The sequence below is a fragment of the Priestia sp. D51 genome, assembly GCF_053345675.1.
This window is the reverse complement of record NZ_JBLTIR010000003.1, coordinates 231,415-249,234: the sequence shown is the minus strand read 5'-3', so window position 1 is coordinate 249,234 and position 17,820 is coordinate 231,415. Positions and strand designations below refer to the sequence as shown.

The 17,820-nt window shown below is 37.4% G+C and carries 20 protein-coding genes; 10 read left to right on the top strand and 10 right to left on the bottom strand.

What is annotated here, in order from left to right; genetic code table 11:
* Nucleotides 1-170 precede the first annotated feature (170 nt).
* The 5 genes from ACNHOZ_RS13220 to pdxR form a co-directional block, all read right to left on the bottom strand.
* Nucleotides 171-581 (bottom strand): CBO0543 family protein, encoded by a 411-nt coding sequence (locus ACNHOZ_RS13220; protein ID WP_155404467.1) that lies wholly within the window; start codon nt 579-581, stop codon nt 171-173.
* Nucleotides 582-798: 217 nt separating this feature from the next.
* Nucleotides 799-933, bottom strand: coding sequence for a hypothetical protein (locus ACNHOZ_RS13215; RefSeq protein ID WP_255899338.1), 135 nt, complete (start codon nt 931-933; stop codon nt 799-801).
* 142 nt (nt 934-1,075) lie between these two features.
* Complete coding sequence (locus ACNHOZ_RS13210; protein ID WP_080968631.1) at nt 1,076-1,708, bottom strand: fumarylacetoacetate hydrolase family protein; 633 nt, start codon at nt 1,706-1,708, stop codon at nt 1,076-1,078.
* A gap of 338 nt (nt 1,709-2,046) precedes the next feature.
* Nucleotides 2,047-2,982, bottom strand: coding sequence for a homocysteine S-methyltransferase (gene mmuM, locus ACNHOZ_RS13205; protein ID WP_033578133.1), 936 nt, complete (start codon nt 2,980-2,982; stop codon nt 2,047-2,049).
* Nucleotides 2,983-3,116: 134 nt separating this feature from the next.
* Nucleotides 3,117-4,514 (bottom strand): MocR-like pyridoxine biosynthesis transcription factor PdxR, encoded by a 1,398-nt coding sequence (gene pdxR, locus ACNHOZ_RS13200; RefSeq protein WP_048020079.1) that lies wholly within the window; start codon nt 4,512-4,514, stop codon nt 3,117-3,119.
* 111 nt (nt 4,515-4,625) lie between these two features.
* Here pdxR and ACNHOZ_RS13195 point away from each other — a divergent pair, with 111 nt between their 5' ends.
* Both ACNHOZ_RS13195 and ACNHOZ_RS13190 read left to right on the top strand, forming a co-directional pair.
* Entirely contained in the window at nt 4,626-5,096 is a 471-nt protein-coding gene (locus tag ACNHOZ_RS13195; protein ID WP_028412118.1) for a GNAT family N-acetyltransferase, read from the top strand.
* Between the two features lie 229 nt (nt 5,097-5,325).
* On the top strand, nt 5,326-5,526 hold the full coding sequence (locus ACNHOZ_RS13190) for a YolD-like family protein (protein WP_074893948.1): 201 nt from the start codon (nt 5,326-5,328) through the stop codon (nt 5,524-5,526).
* Between the two features lie 76 nt (nt 5,527-5,602).
* Here ACNHOZ_RS13190 and ACNHOZ_RS13185 read toward each other — a convergent pair whose 3' ends face one another.
* Nucleotides 5,603-7,531 (bottom strand): LTA synthase family protein, encoded by a 1,929-nt coding sequence (locus ACNHOZ_RS13185; RefSeq protein WP_033578131.1) that lies wholly within the window; start codon nt 7,529-7,531, stop codon nt 5,603-5,605.
* A 393-nt stretch (nt 7,532-7,924) separates the two neighbouring features.
* Between ACNHOZ_RS13185 and ACNHOZ_RS13180 the strand changes: the two genes are divergently transcribed.
* The 6 genes from ACNHOZ_RS13180 (at nt 7,925) to ACNHOZ_RS13155 (ending at nt 11,024) form a co-directional block, all read left to right on the top strand.
* Nucleotides 7,925-8,107 carry a YolD-like family protein gene (locus tag ACNHOZ_RS13180; RefSeq protein ID WP_013081871.1) on the top strand — a complete coding sequence of 61 codons (183 nt, stop codon included), beginning with the start codon at nt 7,925-7,927 and terminating at the stop codon, nt 8,105-8,107.
* 148 nt (nt 8,108-8,255) lie between these two features.
* Complete coding sequence (locus ACNHOZ_RS13175) at nt 8,256-8,474, top strand: helix-turn-helix transcriptional regulator (RefSeq protein WP_048020078.1); 219 nt, start codon at nt 8,256-8,258, stop codon at nt 8,472-8,474.
* Complete coding sequence (locus tag ACNHOZ_RS13170) at nt 8,464-8,934, top strand: hypothetical protein (RefSeq protein ID WP_033578130.1); 471 nt, start codon at nt 8,464-8,466, stop codon at nt 8,932-8,934. The genes ACNHOZ_RS13175 and ACNHOZ_RS13170 overlap by 11 nt, the downstream gene beginning before the upstream one ends.
* 214 nt (nt 8,935-9,148) lie before the next feature.
* A complete protein-coding gene (locus ACNHOZ_RS13165) occupies nt 9,149-9,535 on the top strand; it encodes a hypothetical protein (protein WP_048020077.1) in 387 nt (128 codons plus the stop codon).
* Nucleotides 9,536-9,547: 12 nt separating this feature from the next.
* Complete coding sequence (locus tag ACNHOZ_RS13160) at nt 9,548-10,471, top strand: FAD:protein FMN transferase (RefSeq protein WP_048020076.1); 924 nt, start codon at nt 9,548-9,550, stop codon at nt 10,469-10,471.
* Complete coding sequence (locus tag ACNHOZ_RS13155; RefSeq protein WP_048020075.1) at nt 10,446-11,024, top strand: ferric reductase-like transmembrane domain-containing protein; 579 nt, start codon at nt 10,446-10,448, stop codon at nt 11,022-11,024. The genes ACNHOZ_RS13160 and ACNHOZ_RS13155 overlap by 26 nt, the downstream gene beginning before the upstream one ends.
* 32 nt (nt 11,025-11,056) lie before the next feature.
* Here the strand turns inward: ACNHOZ_RS13155 and gdh are convergent, their stop codons facing one another.
* From gdh to ACNHOZ_RS13135, 4 genes are all read right to left on the bottom strand, one after another.
* Nucleotides 11,057-11,842: a glucose 1-dehydrogenase gene (gdh, locus tag ACNHOZ_RS13150; RefSeq protein ID WP_048020074.1), complete on the bottom strand. Its 786-nt coding sequence runs from the start codon at nt 11,840-11,842 to the stop codon at nt 11,057-11,059.
* Between the two features lie 17 nt (nt 11,843-11,859).
* Nucleotides 11,860-12,720 (bottom strand): RhaT/GlcU family sugar-proton symporter, encoded by an 861-nt coding sequence (locus tag ACNHOZ_RS13145; RefSeq protein ID WP_028407570.1) that lies wholly within the window; start codon nt 12,718-12,720, stop codon nt 11,860-11,862.
* A gap of 219 nt (nt 12,721-12,939) precedes the next feature.
* Entirely contained in the window at nt 12,940-13,626 is a 687-nt protein-coding gene (locus tag ACNHOZ_RS13140; protein ID WP_048020073.1) for a response regulator, read from the bottom strand.
* Between the two features lie 12 nt (nt 13,627-13,638).
* A complete protein-coding gene (locus tag ACNHOZ_RS13135) occupies nt 13,639-15,207 on the bottom strand; it encodes an ATP-binding protein (protein WP_048020072.1) in 1,569 nt (522 codons plus the stop codon).
* Nucleotides 15,208-15,315: 108 nt separating this feature from the next.
* Here ACNHOZ_RS13135 and ACNHOZ_RS13130 point away from each other — a divergent pair, with 108 nt between their 5' ends.
* Together ACNHOZ_RS13130 and ACNHOZ_RS13125 are read left to right on the top strand one after the other, a co-directional pair.
* Complete coding sequence (locus ACNHOZ_RS13130) at nt 15,316-16,374, top strand: DctP family TRAP transporter solute-binding subunit (protein ID WP_033578117.1); 1,059 nt, start codon at nt 15,316-15,318, stop codon at nt 16,372-16,374.
* A gap of 144 nt (nt 16,375-16,518) precedes the next feature.
* Complete coding sequence (locus ACNHOZ_RS13125; protein WP_447697163.1) at nt 16,519-17,787, top strand: dicarboxylate/amino acid:cation symporter; 1,269 nt, start codon at nt 16,519-16,521, stop codon at nt 17,785-17,787.
* Nucleotides 17,788-17,820 lie beyond the last annotated feature (33 nt).

Genomic DNA, 17,820 nt, shown 5'->3' with positions numbered 1-17,820 from the left:
CATTCACAATACATGGTTAAAAACATGAAGTTAATGTCAAGATTCCCGTTTTGATGTTTTTTAACCCTGCTTATATGCTGCCTCGTTTATTTTCTATTTTTACTATATTACATATGTAGCCATTAATAAAATATCATTTTTTTATGATTTATCATTACTTTTTTTTATTTCTATTTTTGCTTATCGATAACCTGGAGCCTGCGTATCATTTTTAAATTTAAAGCCATTGCTATATAAAGAAAAGGATAGCAAAAAAACGAGTATAGCGTCTTCCATTCGTTATAATAAAACACTTCTGTTTGGGCAGAAATGTATTCAAACAGTGTTGTAAGAATTACCCACACTGTAATGTATAAAGCTTTTTTAGCCAAACTCTTGCTCCTAGGATAAAAATTTAAAAATACACTATTCGTCGCAGGATAAATAAAAATAAAGACTAAAAGATATTCAAAATCTACTCCTGTTTTAAAAAAGCCATAAAGATTATATTTAACATCAAGATATATATCTGCTACCGATCCTAAAAACATAACAAACAAAGAAGTTGTGTACATTTCTATCCAGCTGATACGTTTTGGCATGACTAGTACACTCAAAATAGAAATCACCGTTGTAAAGATTAAGAGCACCATGCTGAGGACCTCGTTTTCTAAAGGAGATAGAAACAGCTTTCCCATTGGATATTAAATTCATTCTGAAGGCTAAAAAATTAAGACTTCATAAAAAAAGAGATGGAGACATAACGAAGTCAAGCCAATCTAAATACGAACAAATGAGATAAATAAGGCGAACCGCCTGTTACACCTGTGTTGATTTCCGTGCAAGACTTCGCTTTCCGCGGGCGGCCGGTGAGCCTCCTCGTCGCTTCCGCTCCTGCGGGGTCTTACCTGTTCCGCTTTTCCCGCAGGAGTCTTCGTCTCGCCCTCCAATCAACCTCTAGAAACAACGAAATACGTGAACCCTACATTCGCCATCACAATAAAAAATCCGAACGAGTTGGATTCTCTATCAAGAATCTCGATTCACCGTTCGGATCTTCCTTCAACTAAACTACCTTTGTTTCAAGCTCTTTTTGTTAACGAAGGGAAACGATGCAAGAACCAAGCTCTTGCTGTCCCCATTTAAGTGAAAGATGATCCTGATGTGAAAGCGGACCTACTCCTTCAGGTGTACCTGTAAAAATAAGATCTCCTTTATCAAGACCAAAATGTTTTCCTGTAAAATCAATAATCGTTTGTAAGTCAAAAATCAAATCTTTGATATTTCCCAGCTGAACGCGTTCATTGTTTTTCACTAACGAAAAGTCTTTCTGCTTAGATGCTTCTACTCCTTCAAACGGAATAAAGTTTCCCACGACCGCTGAATGTTTGAATCCTTTTGCAAGCAGCCAAGGGTGCTTTTTTTGTTTTAATTCGCTCTGCACATCCCGAAGCGTCAAATCTAATCCAATCGTCATCTCGTCAACAAGTTCATCCACTGTTATGCCTTCTTTGTAAGATTGTCCAATATGAAGAATCAGTTCGGTTTCAAAGTGCACCTCTCCTTGGTCGCGAGGAAGAGTGATTGATTGTCCAGCTGCTTCAACAAGAGCGTGAGTAGGTTTGGAAAATAAAAAAGGTGATGTTGGAATATCATTATGTAATTCTTTTGCATGCAGTGCGTAGTTTCGGCCCACACAATAAATATTTTTAATATCTTTCATTTTCATCATCCCTTCTTTCGTTCAAATAAAGATTTTTCAACTTGTATTCTTTTATTTTACAAGAAAAAAGAAATTGAGACATAACAAAATGAATTCAATCTAAAGATGGAAAAAGGGAATAAATGAGCTGGACTGCTTATGACACCTCTGTGGATTTCCGTGCAAGGCTCCGCTTTCCGCGAGAGTCTTCGCCTTGCCCTCCAGCCAACAGCTAGAAGGAACTGCGCACACGAAACCTACGTTCACCATGACCATAAAAAAACACGAACTATCTATTTTTGATAGATCGTTCGTGTTTAAGGTTAGCGAAACAGCTTTTCTCACATTCTCTTTTTTTCAATCCGTTATTTTCTAGCCCATTTTGTAATGCCTTTGATATCATCTGGAGTTGTGCGACAGCACCCTCCGATTAACTGAGCACCTGCTTCATACCAGCTGTGAGCGCTGCAGCCATACGTTTCGCCTGCAGATGTCCCGTTCCATGTTTTAGATTCAGCATCATAATGCTCTCCTGAATTTGGATACACAATGACTGGCTTATCCGTTTGAGATTTAATTTCTTTAATAAGTGAAGAAATATATTGAGGCGGCGTACAGTTAACTCCAATAGCTGCTACTTGCTTATAGGAATCCAGATAGCGTGCACACTCCGAGATTAATGTTCCGCTGCTAATGTGCAGGTCATCTTTTGCGCTGAACGTAATCCATGCGTACGCTCCTTCAAATTCTTCTAGCAGCCTCGCAATGGCTCTTGCTTCCATTAGATTAGGAATGGTTTCACAAGCTAACACATCTGCTCCTGCTTCAATTAATGCTTTCATACGAGGACGATGAAATTCCATTAACTCTTCTTCTGTTACGTCATACTGTCCAGTATATTCCGACCCGTTTGCTAAAAATGCTCCGTAAGGACCTACCGAAGCGGCGACAATTGGTTTTGGGCGATTAAGACAATTCTCTTCTTGCTGCCAAAATTCATCTCTTGCTTCAGCCGCAATTTTTACAGATGCTTGAATTAACTCGCGCGCCTCTGCTTCACTTAAACCACGTTTTGCAAAACCTTCAAACGTGCTTTGATAGCTTGCAGTAATTGCACAGTCAGCTCCTGCTGCAAAGTAATCTTGATGCACTCTCTTAATCAATTCCGGCTGCTCCATAAGCACTTTTGCAGACCATAAGCTGTCGTTCAAATCACAGCCATATCTCTCCAGTTCAGTTGCCATTGCACCATCTAGTACAATCACAGGAAATGTATGTAAAATTTGTTGGATAGGATTCATTGTTTGATCTAGGGTTGTCCACTAGCAGTTAGCTTCGATTACCCTATCCTCCTTTCAGATAATTTAAAATATATGCAAAAAAGTCTAAAGGACTAGGCAACTTTTGTCAAGAAACCAAAGAAATGAGGAGAGGCTTATAACCAAGCATTTTTCAACCGCCTTATTCCTTCTTCTATTTCTTCTCTCTCCAAACTTCCAAAACCTAATAATAGATGAGTCTTTTGTTGAGGTGATTCGGTAAGCCAATAACGAGAAGTACCGTAGACAGAGACATCTTGCTTTCGAGCTGCGTTAATTAACTGCTGTTCGTTCATATCGTTGTGCACGCGGACAAGTATATGCAAACCTGCATATTCACCTGACACCGTGATGTTTTCGTTAAACTCCTTCTGTAAAGCTGCTAAAAGAGTACTGTGTTTGATTTGATAAGCAGTTCTCACTCTTCTTAAATGCTTACTCCACTCTCCGTTTTTCATCATCAGTCCGAGCGTCCACTGATGAAGGGCTGGAACAGCTTGCTCGTATAAAGAGAAACGTTCATGATATTCCTTTAGAAGCACTTCCGGTAATACAAGGTAGCTGATTCTTAAAGAAGGCATAAAAGATTTTGAAAATGTCCCTGTATAAATGACGCGCCCTTTAGTATCCAAGCTTTGCAATGAAGGAATGGGACTTCCTTTATAACGAAATTCTCCGTCATAATCATCTTCAATAACAAATCCATTGCAGTCATTCGCCCATGTAAGAAGCTCTATTCTTCTTGAAACAGGCATGATCATTCCGTATGGAAACTGATGAGATGGTGTGACATAAACAGCGCGTGCTTGGCTATCATAAAGCTCTTGGATGTTTATGCCTCTGTTATTAAGCGACACAGGTTTTAAGGAGAATCCATGCTGCTTAAATACAAAGCCAGCCCCGTCATAGCAAGGATTTTCAAAGGCAATATCTCTGATGCTTGGCTTTAACATCTGCGCTAGCAAACTGAGTGATTGCTGAGTACCCGTTCCGATAATAATTTGATGTTTCGAACAAACCACTCCTCTTGACTGATAAAGGTACGTCGCAATTTCTTCTCGCAGTGATTCTTCTCCTTGAGTTTCTTGGTACGTGAACAGCGCTTCTTTATAAGTTTGAAGACTTTCATTGTATCGTTTTTTCCACTCATTCAAGGGAAACAAACGGCTATCAACTTTTCCATATCGAAAATCATAGGTACACGACTTTGTTTCTCTCTGAGGGTGTAAAAATACAGTCGGCTTTTTATCTGTTTGCAGTAAATCAAACTGTGTATTCGTTACGTACAGTCCACTTTTGGGCTTGCTTTCTACATATCCTTCAGCTAAAAGCTGCTGATAGGCCATATCTACAGTATTTCGACTTACGTTTAAGTAATCAGCAAGAGAACGGATAGAAGGCAGTTTGTCATTTACTTTCACCCTGCCGGATACAATTTCTTTTTTTATATATTCATATAGCTGGTGATATAAAGGCATATCATTCCTTCGGTTTAATAAAGGTGTGAACTTCACGCTAGCTCCTTTCATCTGTCCCTGTTTTATTTTTCAAATCTGGCTCTTTTAGAGGGGATACATTTCTTTTACTATAAGTGTAGATCATCTAATTAAAAAGGAGAAGATTTAATGACTACTATTACAATTCGTCAAGCTAATGCTGCTGACATGGAAGCACTTATTTCATTAATGAACGAATACATTGTTGATTTTTACAAGCGCCCTCAGCCTGCCAAAAAACAGCTGAGAAATTTAATTGATCACTTGTTTCAACGTCCCGATACTGGCGTTCAGTTTATCGCGACTCAAAATGACGAGGCAGTAGGTTTTTCAACGCTTTATTTTACATTTAGCACCACGCGTGTAAAGCCTGTAGCAATTTTAAATGACTTGTACGTTACTGAAAAAGCAAGAGGTCAAAAAATTGGGGAAAAGTTATTTTCGATTAGTCACCAGTATACAAAAGAACATCAGTATGCAGCCATGTCTTGGGAAACGGCTTACGATAATACAAGAGCTCAAACGCTTTACAGAAAAATGGGAGGAAATGTAACGAACGGTGAATGGATTCACTACGACATTTCAAACGACATCTTATAATATTTTTCCATCCATAAAGTTTTAACACGTTCTTAACACTCCTTTCATAAATGTGTTTTATGATGAATACGACAAATAAATCAGTTTCTGTATTTATTTGTCACATTCTCTGTTAAAGTTTTCACAAAGTGTTCAAACTTTCAGTGAAAACGCTTTCTATTTTTGTGTATAATAAAAATATGCAAATGAAAATGAATGTTACAGCTCGTTAATCATACACATTTTAAATATGGAAGGAGTTTTGAAAATGATTTTAAAAGCATTAAGAAAAAACGGGGCCGTTACAATTAACTATTATAAAAACGGTTTGCTTCAAACGTTTAAAGGAAAAGTACAGCGCCTAGATTTAACAGACCAAACGCTTTCATTAAAAGATGAACAGCAAAATACTTTCTCTATTCGCTTATCGGGAATTAAAGAAATTTATTGATGAATAGTTTACAGTAAAAAAGAACATGATGCTCATTCTGCTTTGCAGAAGTCATCATGTTCTTTTGATTTTAGCTTTATTTAGCTGATGTTTCTGTTTCTTCTTTCCCGTACATATATTTCGAAGGGTCGACTGTTTGGAAATCCTTTAGCTTGTGGAAACGAAGTAAGTCTCCATAAAGCACTTGATCAGATAACTCCAGTTCTTTCGCTACCTTCTGTTTATAAGCTTTCATTTGATTATTTTCTTTAAGCGCTTGACCTGTCTTAGAATCATAATACGTTCCATCCACTAGTGTATATTTCGGAGATACATAGTTGCCATTGCGGAACGCTACTACATCATCATGACCTTTAGAAAATAAATCTGTACCAAATTGGATAAACTCTTTGCTGTCAATCCCTACTAAATGAAGAAGAGTTGGCACAACATCAATTTCTCCACCGTACGTATGATTAACTCCGCCTTTTACTCCAGGAACGTGAATGAATAGAGGTACACGCTGCAGCTGAGCATTTTCATAAGGTGTAATTTCTTTTCCCATTACTTTTTCCATTGCCGCATTATGATTTTCAGAAATACCGTAGTGATCTCCATAAATCATAATCACAGAATTATCATAAAGCCCAGAAGCTTTCAGTTCTTGGAAGAAAGATTGCAATGATTCGTCTAAATAACGAGCCGTTTGGAAATAGCGGTCAACTGTCGCATCGCCCGTGTTAGCTGGCTGTATGCTTGCCTCATTGTTTCCAAGTAAAAATGGAAAATGGTTTGTTAACGTAATTAAATGCGCATAAAACGGCTGTGGTAAAGACTGCAGCATTGGAACAGATTCTTTAAAGAACGGTTTGTCTTTTAAGCCATAATTAATTTTATTTTCACCCGTCATATTGTAATAACTTGCATCAAAAAACTTATCCACACCGAACTGCTTGTAAATTTCGTTACGGTTCCAAAACGTCTTATAGTCTCCGTGCAGTACAGCGCTCGTATAGCCAGCTTTTTGATCTAAAATAGCTGGTGCTGCCTGATACGTATTGCTCCCTTTTAGTACAAAGGCAGAACCTTGAGGAAGGCCGTATAGAGAGTTGTCCATCATCAGCTCAGCATCTGATGTTTTTCCTTGTCCTGTTTGATGAAAGAAGTTATCAAAATACGTAAAGTCATTTCCATGGGCCAACGAATTTAAGAACGGTGTCACTTCCTGGCCATTTAATTTGTAATCAATTAAAAAAGACTGAAATGATTCCAAATGAATTTTAATAATATTTTTCCCTTTAGCTTTTCCGAAGTAAACGGAATTAGGCTCCGCATAGTGACTGTTTTTAAAATTAACGACGTTCGTTAAGTCATTGCTGCTTGCAAAAGCTCGCTGTTTAGAGTTTTGAGCAGTCTGAACACCGTCATACATCGTATAATTATAGGCGCCTAAATACTTTACTAGATAATTGCGGTCAAAAGTTCGAGATAGAAGCTGCGGGCGATCAATTTCTGCTAATGTTAAGTTGACAGAAAAAACCATGAATCCTAAAGAAAGAATGGTTACAGCATTCTTAACCGATACTTTTTCATTATGCCAGTCAATTTTTTTACTAAAAAAGAAGAAAAGATAAATAATAAAATCAACAAAATAAAAAACATCATGTGCTTTTAATAAATCCATAATGCTTCCGCCCATACTTCCTGCATTACTTGTCTGCAACAGTGTGGGAAGAGTTACAAAATCGTTAAAAAAACGATAATAGAGAATGTTGCTGTACAACAGCAGCGTCATAATGAAACTGCCTGCAAGAATCCAAGCTCCTGCTTTCTTTCCTTTAAAAAATAAGCCGATTCCTAAAAAAATCAGCACTGAACTTACAGGGTTTATAAACAGCAGCATTTGCTGCATTACGCCGCTTACGCCTAAGTTAAATTCAGTTTTATAAGCCACATACGACTTTATCCACATTAAAACAGCGGCTAATATGAAATAGTGCAGCGGCTTAGAAACGATTCGCTTCATTTTGATTTTCCTTTCTCGATTAGTTTATGAGTAGATTCACAAAGAACATATAGAAAACCTTTATCATTATACTCATAGAAAATGAAAATTAAATGAAATCCTAGCCTTCACAACTATAGATAGATTCTTTAAATTCATCTACTAGTTTACCTAATACCCACAAATAAATAAACTAAAATCACCTTTTTTATCATAAAACCCCTCCTCTCCTCATATACTGTATTCTGTTGCAACACCCGCACTGCAAACTTGTGCATTTTTTCACAATTTATCTACAAACTATTCTCATCTTGCTGTATAATAATAATTCTGCCTTGAGCATTCTCCAAATTCTTATGCTTAAGCCACAGCTTTCTTTTCATAACAGATGCACACATGAAAGGAGATGAATAAATGATTTTAAAAGCGTTAAAGAAAAACAAACATGTAACCGTGAATTATTACGAAAATGGCCTGCTTCAAACCTTCAAAGGAAAAATCCAAAATTTAAACCTAACCGACCAAACCCTCTCCCTACGAGATGAAAAACAAAACATTTTTTCCATTCGTTTGTCCGGCATTAAAGAAATTTATTAACAAAAAAGATCCTGAAGAATTCTTCTAGGATCTTTTTTGTATTTTTTATCCATTATATATTGAAAAATCATCCAATTGATGTTAAATTAACTTTACATAATGTTAAATCAACTTAACAAATTTATTAAAAAGGCAGCGGGTGATCATATTGATTCTTATTAATCACGTAAAAGAGCTTAGAGCTAAACATGGATATACGCAAGGAGATTTAGCTGAAAAAGTTGGAGCCACTCGCCAAACCATTGCAGCTATTGAAAAGGGAAATTACGTTCCTTCCCTACTACTTGGTTTAACAATTTGTGATGTCTTTCAATTAAAAATGGAAGATGTTTTTACACTTCAAAAGGAGGAGAAAAATGTTGAGTAATGTTATTAAATCTTATTTGTTGAATGTAGTGTCTCTGCTATGCGTAGGTTGGTTTTTATATGATTTTTTAAGCCTAAATATTCAATTTAGTGAAGTTATGAACCACCCTGAACCCCCGTGGGAAATTACCATGTCTATAGGCTCTTTCGCTTCTTTAATTGTGCTTTTAATCGTGTCCTTTTTTTACTACCGAGCGCGTAAAAAGACGAAGAACGTTTCGCCTTTATTATTTCCTTTTGAATTTGCAGAGGAAGATGAACGTGAAAAGATGATAACAGCAGAAGCTTGTAAAAAAGCCTTTGTTTTTCTCCTATTTTCTATTCCTATAGGCGCTATCTTAATCGCTTTTTATCCGCTGTTACCTAATTCTTTTAGCTTCTATCCCATTGCCGTTCTTTTGCTTCTTTCTCTTGTACAGTTAACGGTTTATTACGTATCGATTAGTAAGATTTATCGGTGATTAAAAAGGTTGTTCTAAAAAGAACAACCCTTTTTTTAATCTAATAATTCACTGAATTCCCCCACAAAAATAATCCGACCTACATCTATTTCACTATTTTTTCATTTTTTCTGTCTATATTGAACTATAACAATTGAACGATGTATGTTACCTTCCACTTCAGTTTTTCTTCAGTGTTCAGTTGCAAAATAGGAAAGATAAAAGGAGCATATCAATGGCAGCTAATAAATGGACAAAATGGATGGTTGGTTTATCGAGCGTTGCTGCATTTACAACATTTGTAGGGCTTTCTCAAAAATATGATCAAACAAATTCAACATCTACAGCACTAAATAACGATACATCCGCCAATAATTCATCGCAAACTCAAACGGAAGATGAGACGGATCTATTTCCAGATTCAGGATCTGACTCCAATACGGACAATGGAACTAACGGGCAAGATCAATGGTCAAATGACAGTTCTAGCAAACAAAGTGATCAATGGTCAGACGATGATTCGAGTAATCAGCAAGATCAGTGGTCAAATGATGATTCCACAAGTGGTCAGGATAATTGGGGCAACAATAATGATTCTTCTATGCAAACAAGACCTTCTTAAGGATGTGATGAAATGAGCTACTCATTTAAAGCGATGAATACCACATTTAATGTATATCAGCTTGAAACACCTGTCAGCCAAAAAGTAGAGAGCTGGTGTTATCTTGTAGAAGAAACCCTAAGCCGCTTTCTTCCAACAAGCGAGCTTTCACAGCTTAATTCGCTGAACGGAAGATTATTTCTACCGTCAAAAATGCTGTATGAAGCTGTAAAAGCAGCCTATTACTATTACAATGAGACAAACGGAATTTTCAACCCATTCCTGTATCATTCTATTCAAACTCTAGGATATGACCAAAGCTTTGAACAACTGCCTAACAGTCAGCTACCTCAAGAAGTAGCAGCTTTTGATGCTGTTAACCCTATTATGATTCATAAAGGAATGAGAAGTATTCAGCTGGCTTCTAATATCGGTCTGGATTTAGGAGGAATCGCAAAAGGTTGGAGCATTCAGCAAATGGCGAATCAATTAAAGAAAAAAGGAACTTCACTTGGAGCAATCGATGGAGGCGGAGATATTGTAACGTGGGGGCCCGCTAGCAAGCACTGGTCCATTTCTCTCTCTCATCCATTTGATGCATCAAAAAATCTCACGACCATTAAAGTAAAAAGCAACAGCGGTATTGCCACAAGCAGTGTAGGCAAGCGTTCGTGGAAAGTGAACGGACACACTCACCATCATATTATTGACGGCAGAATCAGCAAGCCTAGTTCATCAGAGCTTCTGCAAGTAACGGTCGTTTCAGAAGACTTAAACATTTCTGAAGTCTATGCAAAGTGCATACTTATTCTCGGCTGGGACGCTGGATTAAGGTTAGCTAAAATGCATCACCCTTCTTTAGAAGTAATTGCGGTTACAAAAGAAGGCAACGTACTAATCGAAAAACATGTGAAAGGTCAGGTATACCATTATGGCTACTCTCCTCGCGCAATTTAGTGCTCATTTTCCCGTATGGAACACCATTCGGGCAGCCGGCTTAACTTCTTATTTACTAATGTTTGTATCGGTTGCCGCTGGCATTTCTCACAGCTTTTCGTTTTTTAAACCAAAACGAAAAAAACAGCTTTTGCTGGTCCATCAATCATCAGGGTGGTTTGGGTTATTGTTTGGCATGATTCACGGACTTGTTTTATCATTTGATCAATCTGTTCATTTTTCACTTCCTGACATTTTAATTCCGTTCACTTCCGATTACAAACCGATTAGCACAGGTCTTGGTACTATTTCACTCTACATTTTATTGGTACTAATTATTACATCCGACTTTATAAAACAACTTGGGAGAAAAGCCTGGAAAGCCATTCATTTTCTTGCTTTTCCAGGCTATTTGCTAGCACTGTATCACGGCATTACTTCCGGAACAGATACACAGCAGCCCCTTATTCTTGGGATGTACAGCATCACTGGCGTTATCGTTTTAATCTTGCTTTTCTTACGCATTCAACACCAGTCAGCTCCTAAGAACCAAAAAAAAGCTCAGGAAAACTAAAAAACGCACTCTATCATAGAGCGCGTTTTTTCTTATCCGCGTCCTGCTTGGAATGATGGGTACTGTGTCATACCGCCGTCAGCAAAGAGCGTAATTCCTGTTACATAACTCGCCTCTGAAGAAGCTAGCCATGCAGCAACTGCTGCAATTTCTTCCGGCTCTCCGATGTATCCCATTGGAATCATGCTTTCTACATCTGCACGCTGCTCAGGATCAGCAAATTTCTCAGCGTTAATCGGTGTATTAATCGCTCCCGGTCCAATGTTATTTACACGAATACCTTTTGGAGCGTATTCTAATGCCAGTGTTTCAGTCATAAGCTTCATACCGCCTTTACTTGCCGCGTAATGAACAAATAATGGCCAAGGAATTTTCTCGTGAACACTCGACATGTTAATAACTGTTCCCTTAATATCATTTTCAACAAAATATTTAATCGCTTCACGGCTACCTAAGAAAGCTCCCGTTAAGTTCGTATCAATTACTTTATTCCAATCGCTTAAAGACATTTCATGAGATGAAACCGGATTTTCTAGTCCTGCGTTATTAATCATAACGTCTAACTTTCCAAATTCTTTAATTGCAGATTGAACTAAATTGATTACATCAGACTCAACTGTTACGTCACCTTTAACGGCAATTGCCTCTCCACCGACTTTTTTAATTTCTTCTAAAACGCTGTTAGCTTCTTCTTCCTTAGAACGATAATTCACAACTACTTTAGCTTTTTCTGTCGCAAAACGAATCGCCATTGATTTTCCCAAACCTGTAGATGAACCTGTTATGACCACTACTTTTCCTTCTAAATCTTTATACATTGTTAATACCCTCCTAGTTAGCTTTTGGCGAGCCCTAACATGACTCCTGCTATGATGATCAGTATAATTCCAATAATAATCCCAACTAGCTGACGCTTCGTTTTCTTCTCACCTAAAATAATGATCCCGCCTAATGTTGAAATGACGATTCCCATTTGGGAAAGCGAAAAGCTTGTCGCTACGCCTACTTTAGGTTGTGAGATGAATAAAAACATATTACCAGCGGCCCAAATAAGACCTGGGATAATGTTGCGAATTGCATATTTATTAAATGGCTTATGCTTAAACGTCAGCAATACTCCTCCAATAACCATACCAATCGCTTGAGGTAATAAAGCGGACCATCCGTCTACATTAAATAGACGGGCTACTACAACATAAACTAAATAACCAACGGTTGAAATTAATAAAATAACAATTCCTTTTTTGAAGTTTCCTTTTCCTTCTTCAGCCTCTTTCTCTTCTTTGCTTTGAAGTGATGCTAAAACAATCCCTACAATAATAAAGATAAGAGCGAGCACACCAAGAATGATTGAAGTTTTTGTAGACCACTCGTGAAACACAATTACTCCAAATAATGAAGTGGAAACTAACTGAAGCCCCGTTGAAATAGGCATCGTTTTAGAAACTCCAATTAAATCAATACTTTTCAGCTGATTACTTTGTCCAACTGCCCAAAATAACCCGGATACAACTCCAACCCCAAAGATTAAAGGTGTAAGCGTAGGGTGTACAAAAATATAAATACCGATTGAGAAAATCAAAGCTCCCAATGTGGTTCCAAGCGTTTGACTATAAGGTCCTCCGCCTAGTTTCACATTGAAAAGCACAATGCTTCCCCAAAATATGGCTGGTAAGACGGCTAAAAATATGTCCATGTTTCAAAACCTTCCTGTGCTAAAATTAAATGTCAAAGTGCATATTCCCCAATTTTTCCGCCATTAATCCTTTTTCAGGGACATTTTATGAATTAATGACCGCACGAAATATTCTTTGGATATCGAAAACTGTATACCTTAATTTGTTCTAGGAGAGAAAAAGATATACTTTCTAACGCAAAAAAACAGCTTTTCCAAATAAAAGCTGTTTTGTATCATTTAATTTATTTTTAACATATAGCGATTAATAGGTCTCCCTACTCTGCCGTATTCAACTGATAATTTCAGCTCGTTTTCCTGTTCTAAAAACTCTAAATACCTTCTTGCTGTAACACGCGCAATTCCTACGCCGTCCGCAACTTCTTCAGCAGAAATCGGATGATTTTGTTCGCAAAGATATTGTTGTATCCTCCTTAGCGTAACCGCATTTAGCCCTTTTGGAAGCAAATCGGCTTTTTCTTCAAATTGCTGAAACAGCATAGAATCTAATTCAGACTGAGTAATATGTTCTTTTTGACTTATTTTAACTTGAAACGAACGATACTGCTCAAGCGCTTGCTTCATTCGTTCAAACTTGAACGGTTTCATAATATAATCTACCGCGCCGTATTGAAGAACTTTCCGTACGGTTTCAATATCACTTGCAGCCGTAACTGCTATCACGTCTGTTTTATAGCCATTTGCTCGAATTTGCTGTAAGGTAGTTAAGCCATCTTGACTAGGCATATACATATCAATAATCGTTAAATCAGGCTGATGCTGTTTAATAAGCTGTACCCCCTCTAAACCATTCGAAGCTGCAGCGATAACGATGAATCCTTCAACTTGTTCAATAAATTGGCGGTTCACTTCTTGTACCATAGGATCGTCTTCTATGAGAAGCACCGTCCATTCTTTTTTATTCATTTCCCACTCCCCCTATAAAAAGAATGTAATGATAAAAGTCGTTCCAACATCTAATTCTGACTCTACTTCGATCTGACCGTTTCCTTTTTCAACAATTTGTTTTACTAAATGCAAACCAATTCCTCTAGTTTCCTTTGCTTTGGTTGAAAAACCTTCATCAAAGATTCTCTCTACTTGATCCTCATTCATGCCACACCCGTTATCTTCAACTAGTATAGAAAGAATGCCGTCATTTTGCTCCATACTTATATAGATCTTCCGTTCACGACGCTCCATATGTTGATACGAATCAAAAGCGTTCTCAATTAAGTTACCAATAATAATCACAAAATCATGATGATCTAAGTAAGGAGGAAATGAGTGAAGCTCGCTGTGGCGATCGATAGCTAACTCAATTCCAAGTTCTTTGGCACGGCTGACTTTGCTCAACAGCAATCCCGATATACTTTCATCTTTAATATGCTTATGAAGAAATTGGGTGAGCTCTTCTTGCTGTTCAGACACTTGAAAAACATACTGAAGAGCCTTGTCTTTATTTCCAAGTTGGATAAGCCCTGCAATGGTATGAAGTTTATTCATGTATTCATGGTTTTGAACTCTAAGAGCGCTTACAAATGATTTAACCCCTGTTAACTCTTCAGCTAATTTTTTAACTTCTGTTCTGTCTTGAAAAATAGCGACCGCACCGACTGTGTGATTATTAACCTTAATCGGCACACGATTGCTTAAAATATTTAAATTGCGAACTTGAAGCTCTCGATTATAAACAGGCTGATTAAGCTGCAGAATTTCTGGCAGTCTTGTATCTGGAATCACATCATAGATCTTTTTCCCAATTACCTCATCGGGTACATCCATCATAATTTTCGCTTTATGATTAAAAATAGTGATGTTCTCCTCTTTATCAATGGCAATGACTCCTTCATGCATGGCATTAAAAGTCTCCGTTCGTTCTACAAACAAACGAGCAATTTCATGAGGCTCAAGCTCAAACATCTCTTTTTTAATACGAGATGCAAGAGCCCACGCTCCCCATCCTCCAAAAAAAAGAGCGAGACCTGAGATGAGAAAAATTTCTTTTTTCAAACTTAAAATAACCTCTGTAAATTTCGGAAGAAGGTAGCCTGAGACAACGACTCCTACTTGTTCATGCTGATCGTTTACAACGGGAACAAAAGAACGAATGACCATCCCGCCTTCTCCTTTTGCTTTATCAGTATAAGTATGTTCTGCAAACGCCTGGCCCTCGTCCTCTCCTTTAGAAATTTTCCCAATCATGCTTTGCAAAGGATGAGACAAACGTTCGTGATTCATATTCATCACCACTACATAATAAGCACCGTGAATAATGCGAATCGGCTCTACAATTTGATTAATGTTCTTGCTATCTTTTTCAATTTTTTCTCGAATTTCAGGCATTTCAGCAACTGTTCTCGAAGTGATCAAAGCCCTTTGCTCTAAATCATTTTCTTTTGACTGCACAAAATTATTAATCACGACAATACTTGCTAAAAACAACGAAAAGACCACGATAAAAAAGATTAACCCCGTCATTTTCGTTTGCATCGATAAGCGCATCATAGCGGAACACCTACTGCTGATTGAAGTTTATTTTAATTTTACCACGTTGAGAAATTGCGTGTTAGAATATTTGTAGAGAAAAATTATTGAATCGCGGGGTTGGACATTTTGAAGATGTTTATAGGGGCAAGTATCATTGTTAGCGTTTTCTTGATGATCTATGTTTTTTTGCAGTATACGGTTATAAATCAGGATAATGTGTATCATGACGATGAGCAAAAAGGATTAAATAAGCAAATTGTGATTAATTTTAGCCACGTTGTAGCTGAGAACACTCCAAAAGGCTTAGCCGCTCAAAAATTCGCTGAAATCGTTAATCAAAAATCGGATGGTAAAGTTAAAATTGAAGTATATTCAAACGGTGTGTTGTATTCAGACGACGAAGAACTTGCCGCTCTGCGCCGAAACGATGTACAAATGATTGCGCCTTCTATTTCAAAGCTAACCGACCTTTCCCCTACGTGGCAACTTTTTGATCTCCCCTTCATTTTCGATGATTACAGCGAGGCAAAACAAGTGTTTACCGGGAAAATCGGACAGGATTTGTTGAGTACGCTGCAAGAGAAAAACATTAAAGGGCTTGCTTTATGGAGCAACGGCTTTAAACAAATGACCAGCAATACAAAACCTTTGCTCCATCCAGCAGATTTTCAAGGTCAAACATTTCGCATTATGCCAAGTGAAGTAATCAAAAAACAATTCGAACTTCTTGGCGCTAAGCCTCAGGCTGTCTCGTTTAATAAAGTATATCAATCCCTTGAACGACAGGAATTTGATGGACAGGAAAATACGATTTCTAATATTTATTCAAAACGTTTGTACGAGCTGCAAAAATATATGACCATCAGCAACCATGGATACTTGGGCTATGCTGTTTTAATGGATCAAAAATATTGGGACAGCCTCCCTGAAGATGTAAAACAGCTATTAAGTGATGCAATGGTAGAGACAACTAACTGGATTTGGACTCAATCAAAAATGATGAACGATGAACAGCTGCAGCAAATAAAAAATAAATCTGGCATGCGCGTTTATTACTTAAATGATACACAGAAAGCCGAATGGAAAAAGCAGTTTAACTCTCTTTATCAATCGTTTGAAGCCAATGCAACAAAACAAACGCTTGATATCATTCAGCAAATAAAAAATATCGAAAGCAAAAAGTGATGACTATATGTTCATCACTTTTTTTGACCAAAATGACCAAAAAGAACATTATCACCAGAAATATAAATAGTTAAAATTATCAGTTAATATAAGGATAAGAATAATGTAAGCGTTAACAAAAAATTCTCGAAAGGAGCATTACATATGAAATTAAGTTTTAAAAACCTAACTGTTCAAGTTGTCATTGGTATCCTTCTTGGTATTGCAATTGGCTTCATGTTTCCTGAATTTGGAGCTAAATTAAAAGTATTGGCTGATATCTTCATTAAACTAATTAAGATGGTGATTGCCCCAATTATTTTCTTAACAGTGGTCATCGGTATCGGAAGCATGGGAGATTTAAAGAAAGTGGGACGAATTGGAGGTAAAGCTCTTTTATACTTTGAGATTGTCACTACTTTTGCCTTAGCAATTGGAATTATTGTTGTAAACTTTATCAAACCTGGGGCTGGCTTTAATATCAATGGCACAAGCGGAGCTGATGTTACTCAATATACGCAGCAAGCAGCTGAAGCGGAGCATGGCTTTATGGAGTTTATCATGGGAATTATTCCAGACAGCGTATTTGGCGCAATGGCAAATGGTGAATTATTGCCAATCTTATTCTTTGCCGTACTATTTGGGATGGCTACAGCTACACTCGGCGAAAAAGCGGCTCCTGTCATTACATTCTTTGAACGCTGTACAGATATTTTCTTTGGCATTGTTAATATGATTATGAAACTTTCACCTATTGCGGCGTTCGGAGCGATGGCTTATACGATCGGTAACTTTGGAATAGGCTCTCTTCAAAAACTCGGTTTCTTAATGGGATCTGTTTACATTACTATGTTCTTATTTATTGTATTTGTACTTGGAACCATTGCTAAGATTTATGGATTTAATATTTTTAAATTCATTGCTTTTATTAAAGAAGAAATTCTTCTTGTATTAGGTACATCTTCTTCGGAATCTGCACTGCCAAAAATGATGGACAAAATGGAGAAGTACGGATGTTCAAAATCTGTAGTAGGACTTGTCATTCCAACTGGTTACTCATTTAACCTAGATGGAACAGCAATCTACTTATCCATGGCTGCTATCTTTATCGCTCAAGCGTATGGAGTCGACCTGTCGTTAATGCAAGAGATTACGCTACTTGGTATTTTAATGCTAACGTCTAAAGGAGCGGCCGGAGTCACTGGCTCTGGATTTATTACACTAGCAGCTACGCTTGCTGCATTCCCAATGATTCCAGTTGAAGGAATCGCGCTGTTAATCGGGGTAGACCGCTTCATGTCGGAAGCTCGTGCCATTACAAACTTAATTGGAAATGGTGTAGCAACTGTAGTTGTATCGAAAATGGAAAATGAATTTCATCCTCCTGTAGAGACGATACAAGACGTTAATTCCGCACCTCCATTAGCTAAATAATAAAAAAGAAGTTGAGACATAGCCAAATGAATC

Coding starts and splice junctions, on each gene's coding strand:
- ACNHOZ_RS13135 (WP_048020072.1), bottom strand. CDS start 15,207: ATGATGCGCTTATCGATGCAAACGAAAATGACGGGGTTAATCTTTTTT.
- ACNHOZ_RS13165 (WP_048020077.1), top strand. CDS start 9,149: ATGGCAGCTAATAAATGGACAAAATGGATGGTTGGTTTATCGAGCGTT.
- ACNHOZ_RS13180 (WP_013081871.1), top strand. CDS start 7,925: ATGATTTTAAAAGCGTTAAAGAAAAACAAACATGTAACCGTGAATTAT.
- ACNHOZ_RS13185 (WP_033578131.1), bottom strand. CDS start 7,531: ATGAAGCGAATCGTTTCTAAGCCGCTGCACTATTTCATATTAGCCGCT.
- ACNHOZ_RS13125 (WP_447697163.1), top strand. CDS start 16,519: ATGAAATTAAGTTTTAAAAACCTAACTGTTCAAGTTGTCATTGGTATC.
- ACNHOZ_RS13190 (WP_074893948.1), top strand. CDS start 5,326: ATGGAAGGAGTTTTGAAAATGATTTTAAAAGCATTAAGAAAAAACGGG.
- ACNHOZ_RS13170 (WP_033578130.1), top strand. CDS start 8,464: ATGTTGAGTAATGTTATTAAATCTTATTTGTTGAATGTAGTGTCTCTG.
- ACNHOZ_RS13140 (WP_048020073.1), bottom strand. CDS start 13,626: ATGAATAAAAAAGAATGGACGGTGCTTCTCATAGAAGACGATCCTATG.
- ACNHOZ_RS13210 (WP_080968631.1), bottom strand. CDS start 1,708: ATGAAAATGAAAGATATTAAAAATATTTATTGTGTGGGCCGAAACTAC.
- ACNHOZ_RS13220 (WP_155404467.1), bottom strand. CDS start 581: ATGCCAAAACGTATCAGCTGGATAGAAATGTACACAACTTCTTTGTTT.
- ACNHOZ_RS13160 (WP_048020076.1), top strand. CDS start 9,548: ATGAGCTACTCATTTAAAGCGATGAATACCACATTTAATGTATATCAG.
- ACNHOZ_RS13155 (WP_048020075.1), top strand. CDS start 10,446: ATGGCTACTCTCCTCGCGCAATTTAGTGCTCATTTTCCCGTATGGAAC.
- gdh (WP_048020074.1), bottom strand. CDS start 11,842: ATGTATAAAGATTTAGAAGGAAAAGTAGTGGTCATAACAGGTTCATCT.
- mmuM (WP_033578133.1), bottom strand. CDS start 2,982: ATGAATCCTATCCAACAAATTTTACATACATTTCCTGTGATTGTACTA.
- ACNHOZ_RS13195 (WP_028412118.1), top strand. CDS start 4,626: ATGACTACTATTACAATTCGTCAAGCTAATGCTGCTGACATGGAAGCA.
- ACNHOZ_RS13145 (WP_028407570.1), bottom strand. CDS start 12,720: ATGGACATATTTTTAGCCGTCTTACCAGCCATATTTTGGGGAAGCATT.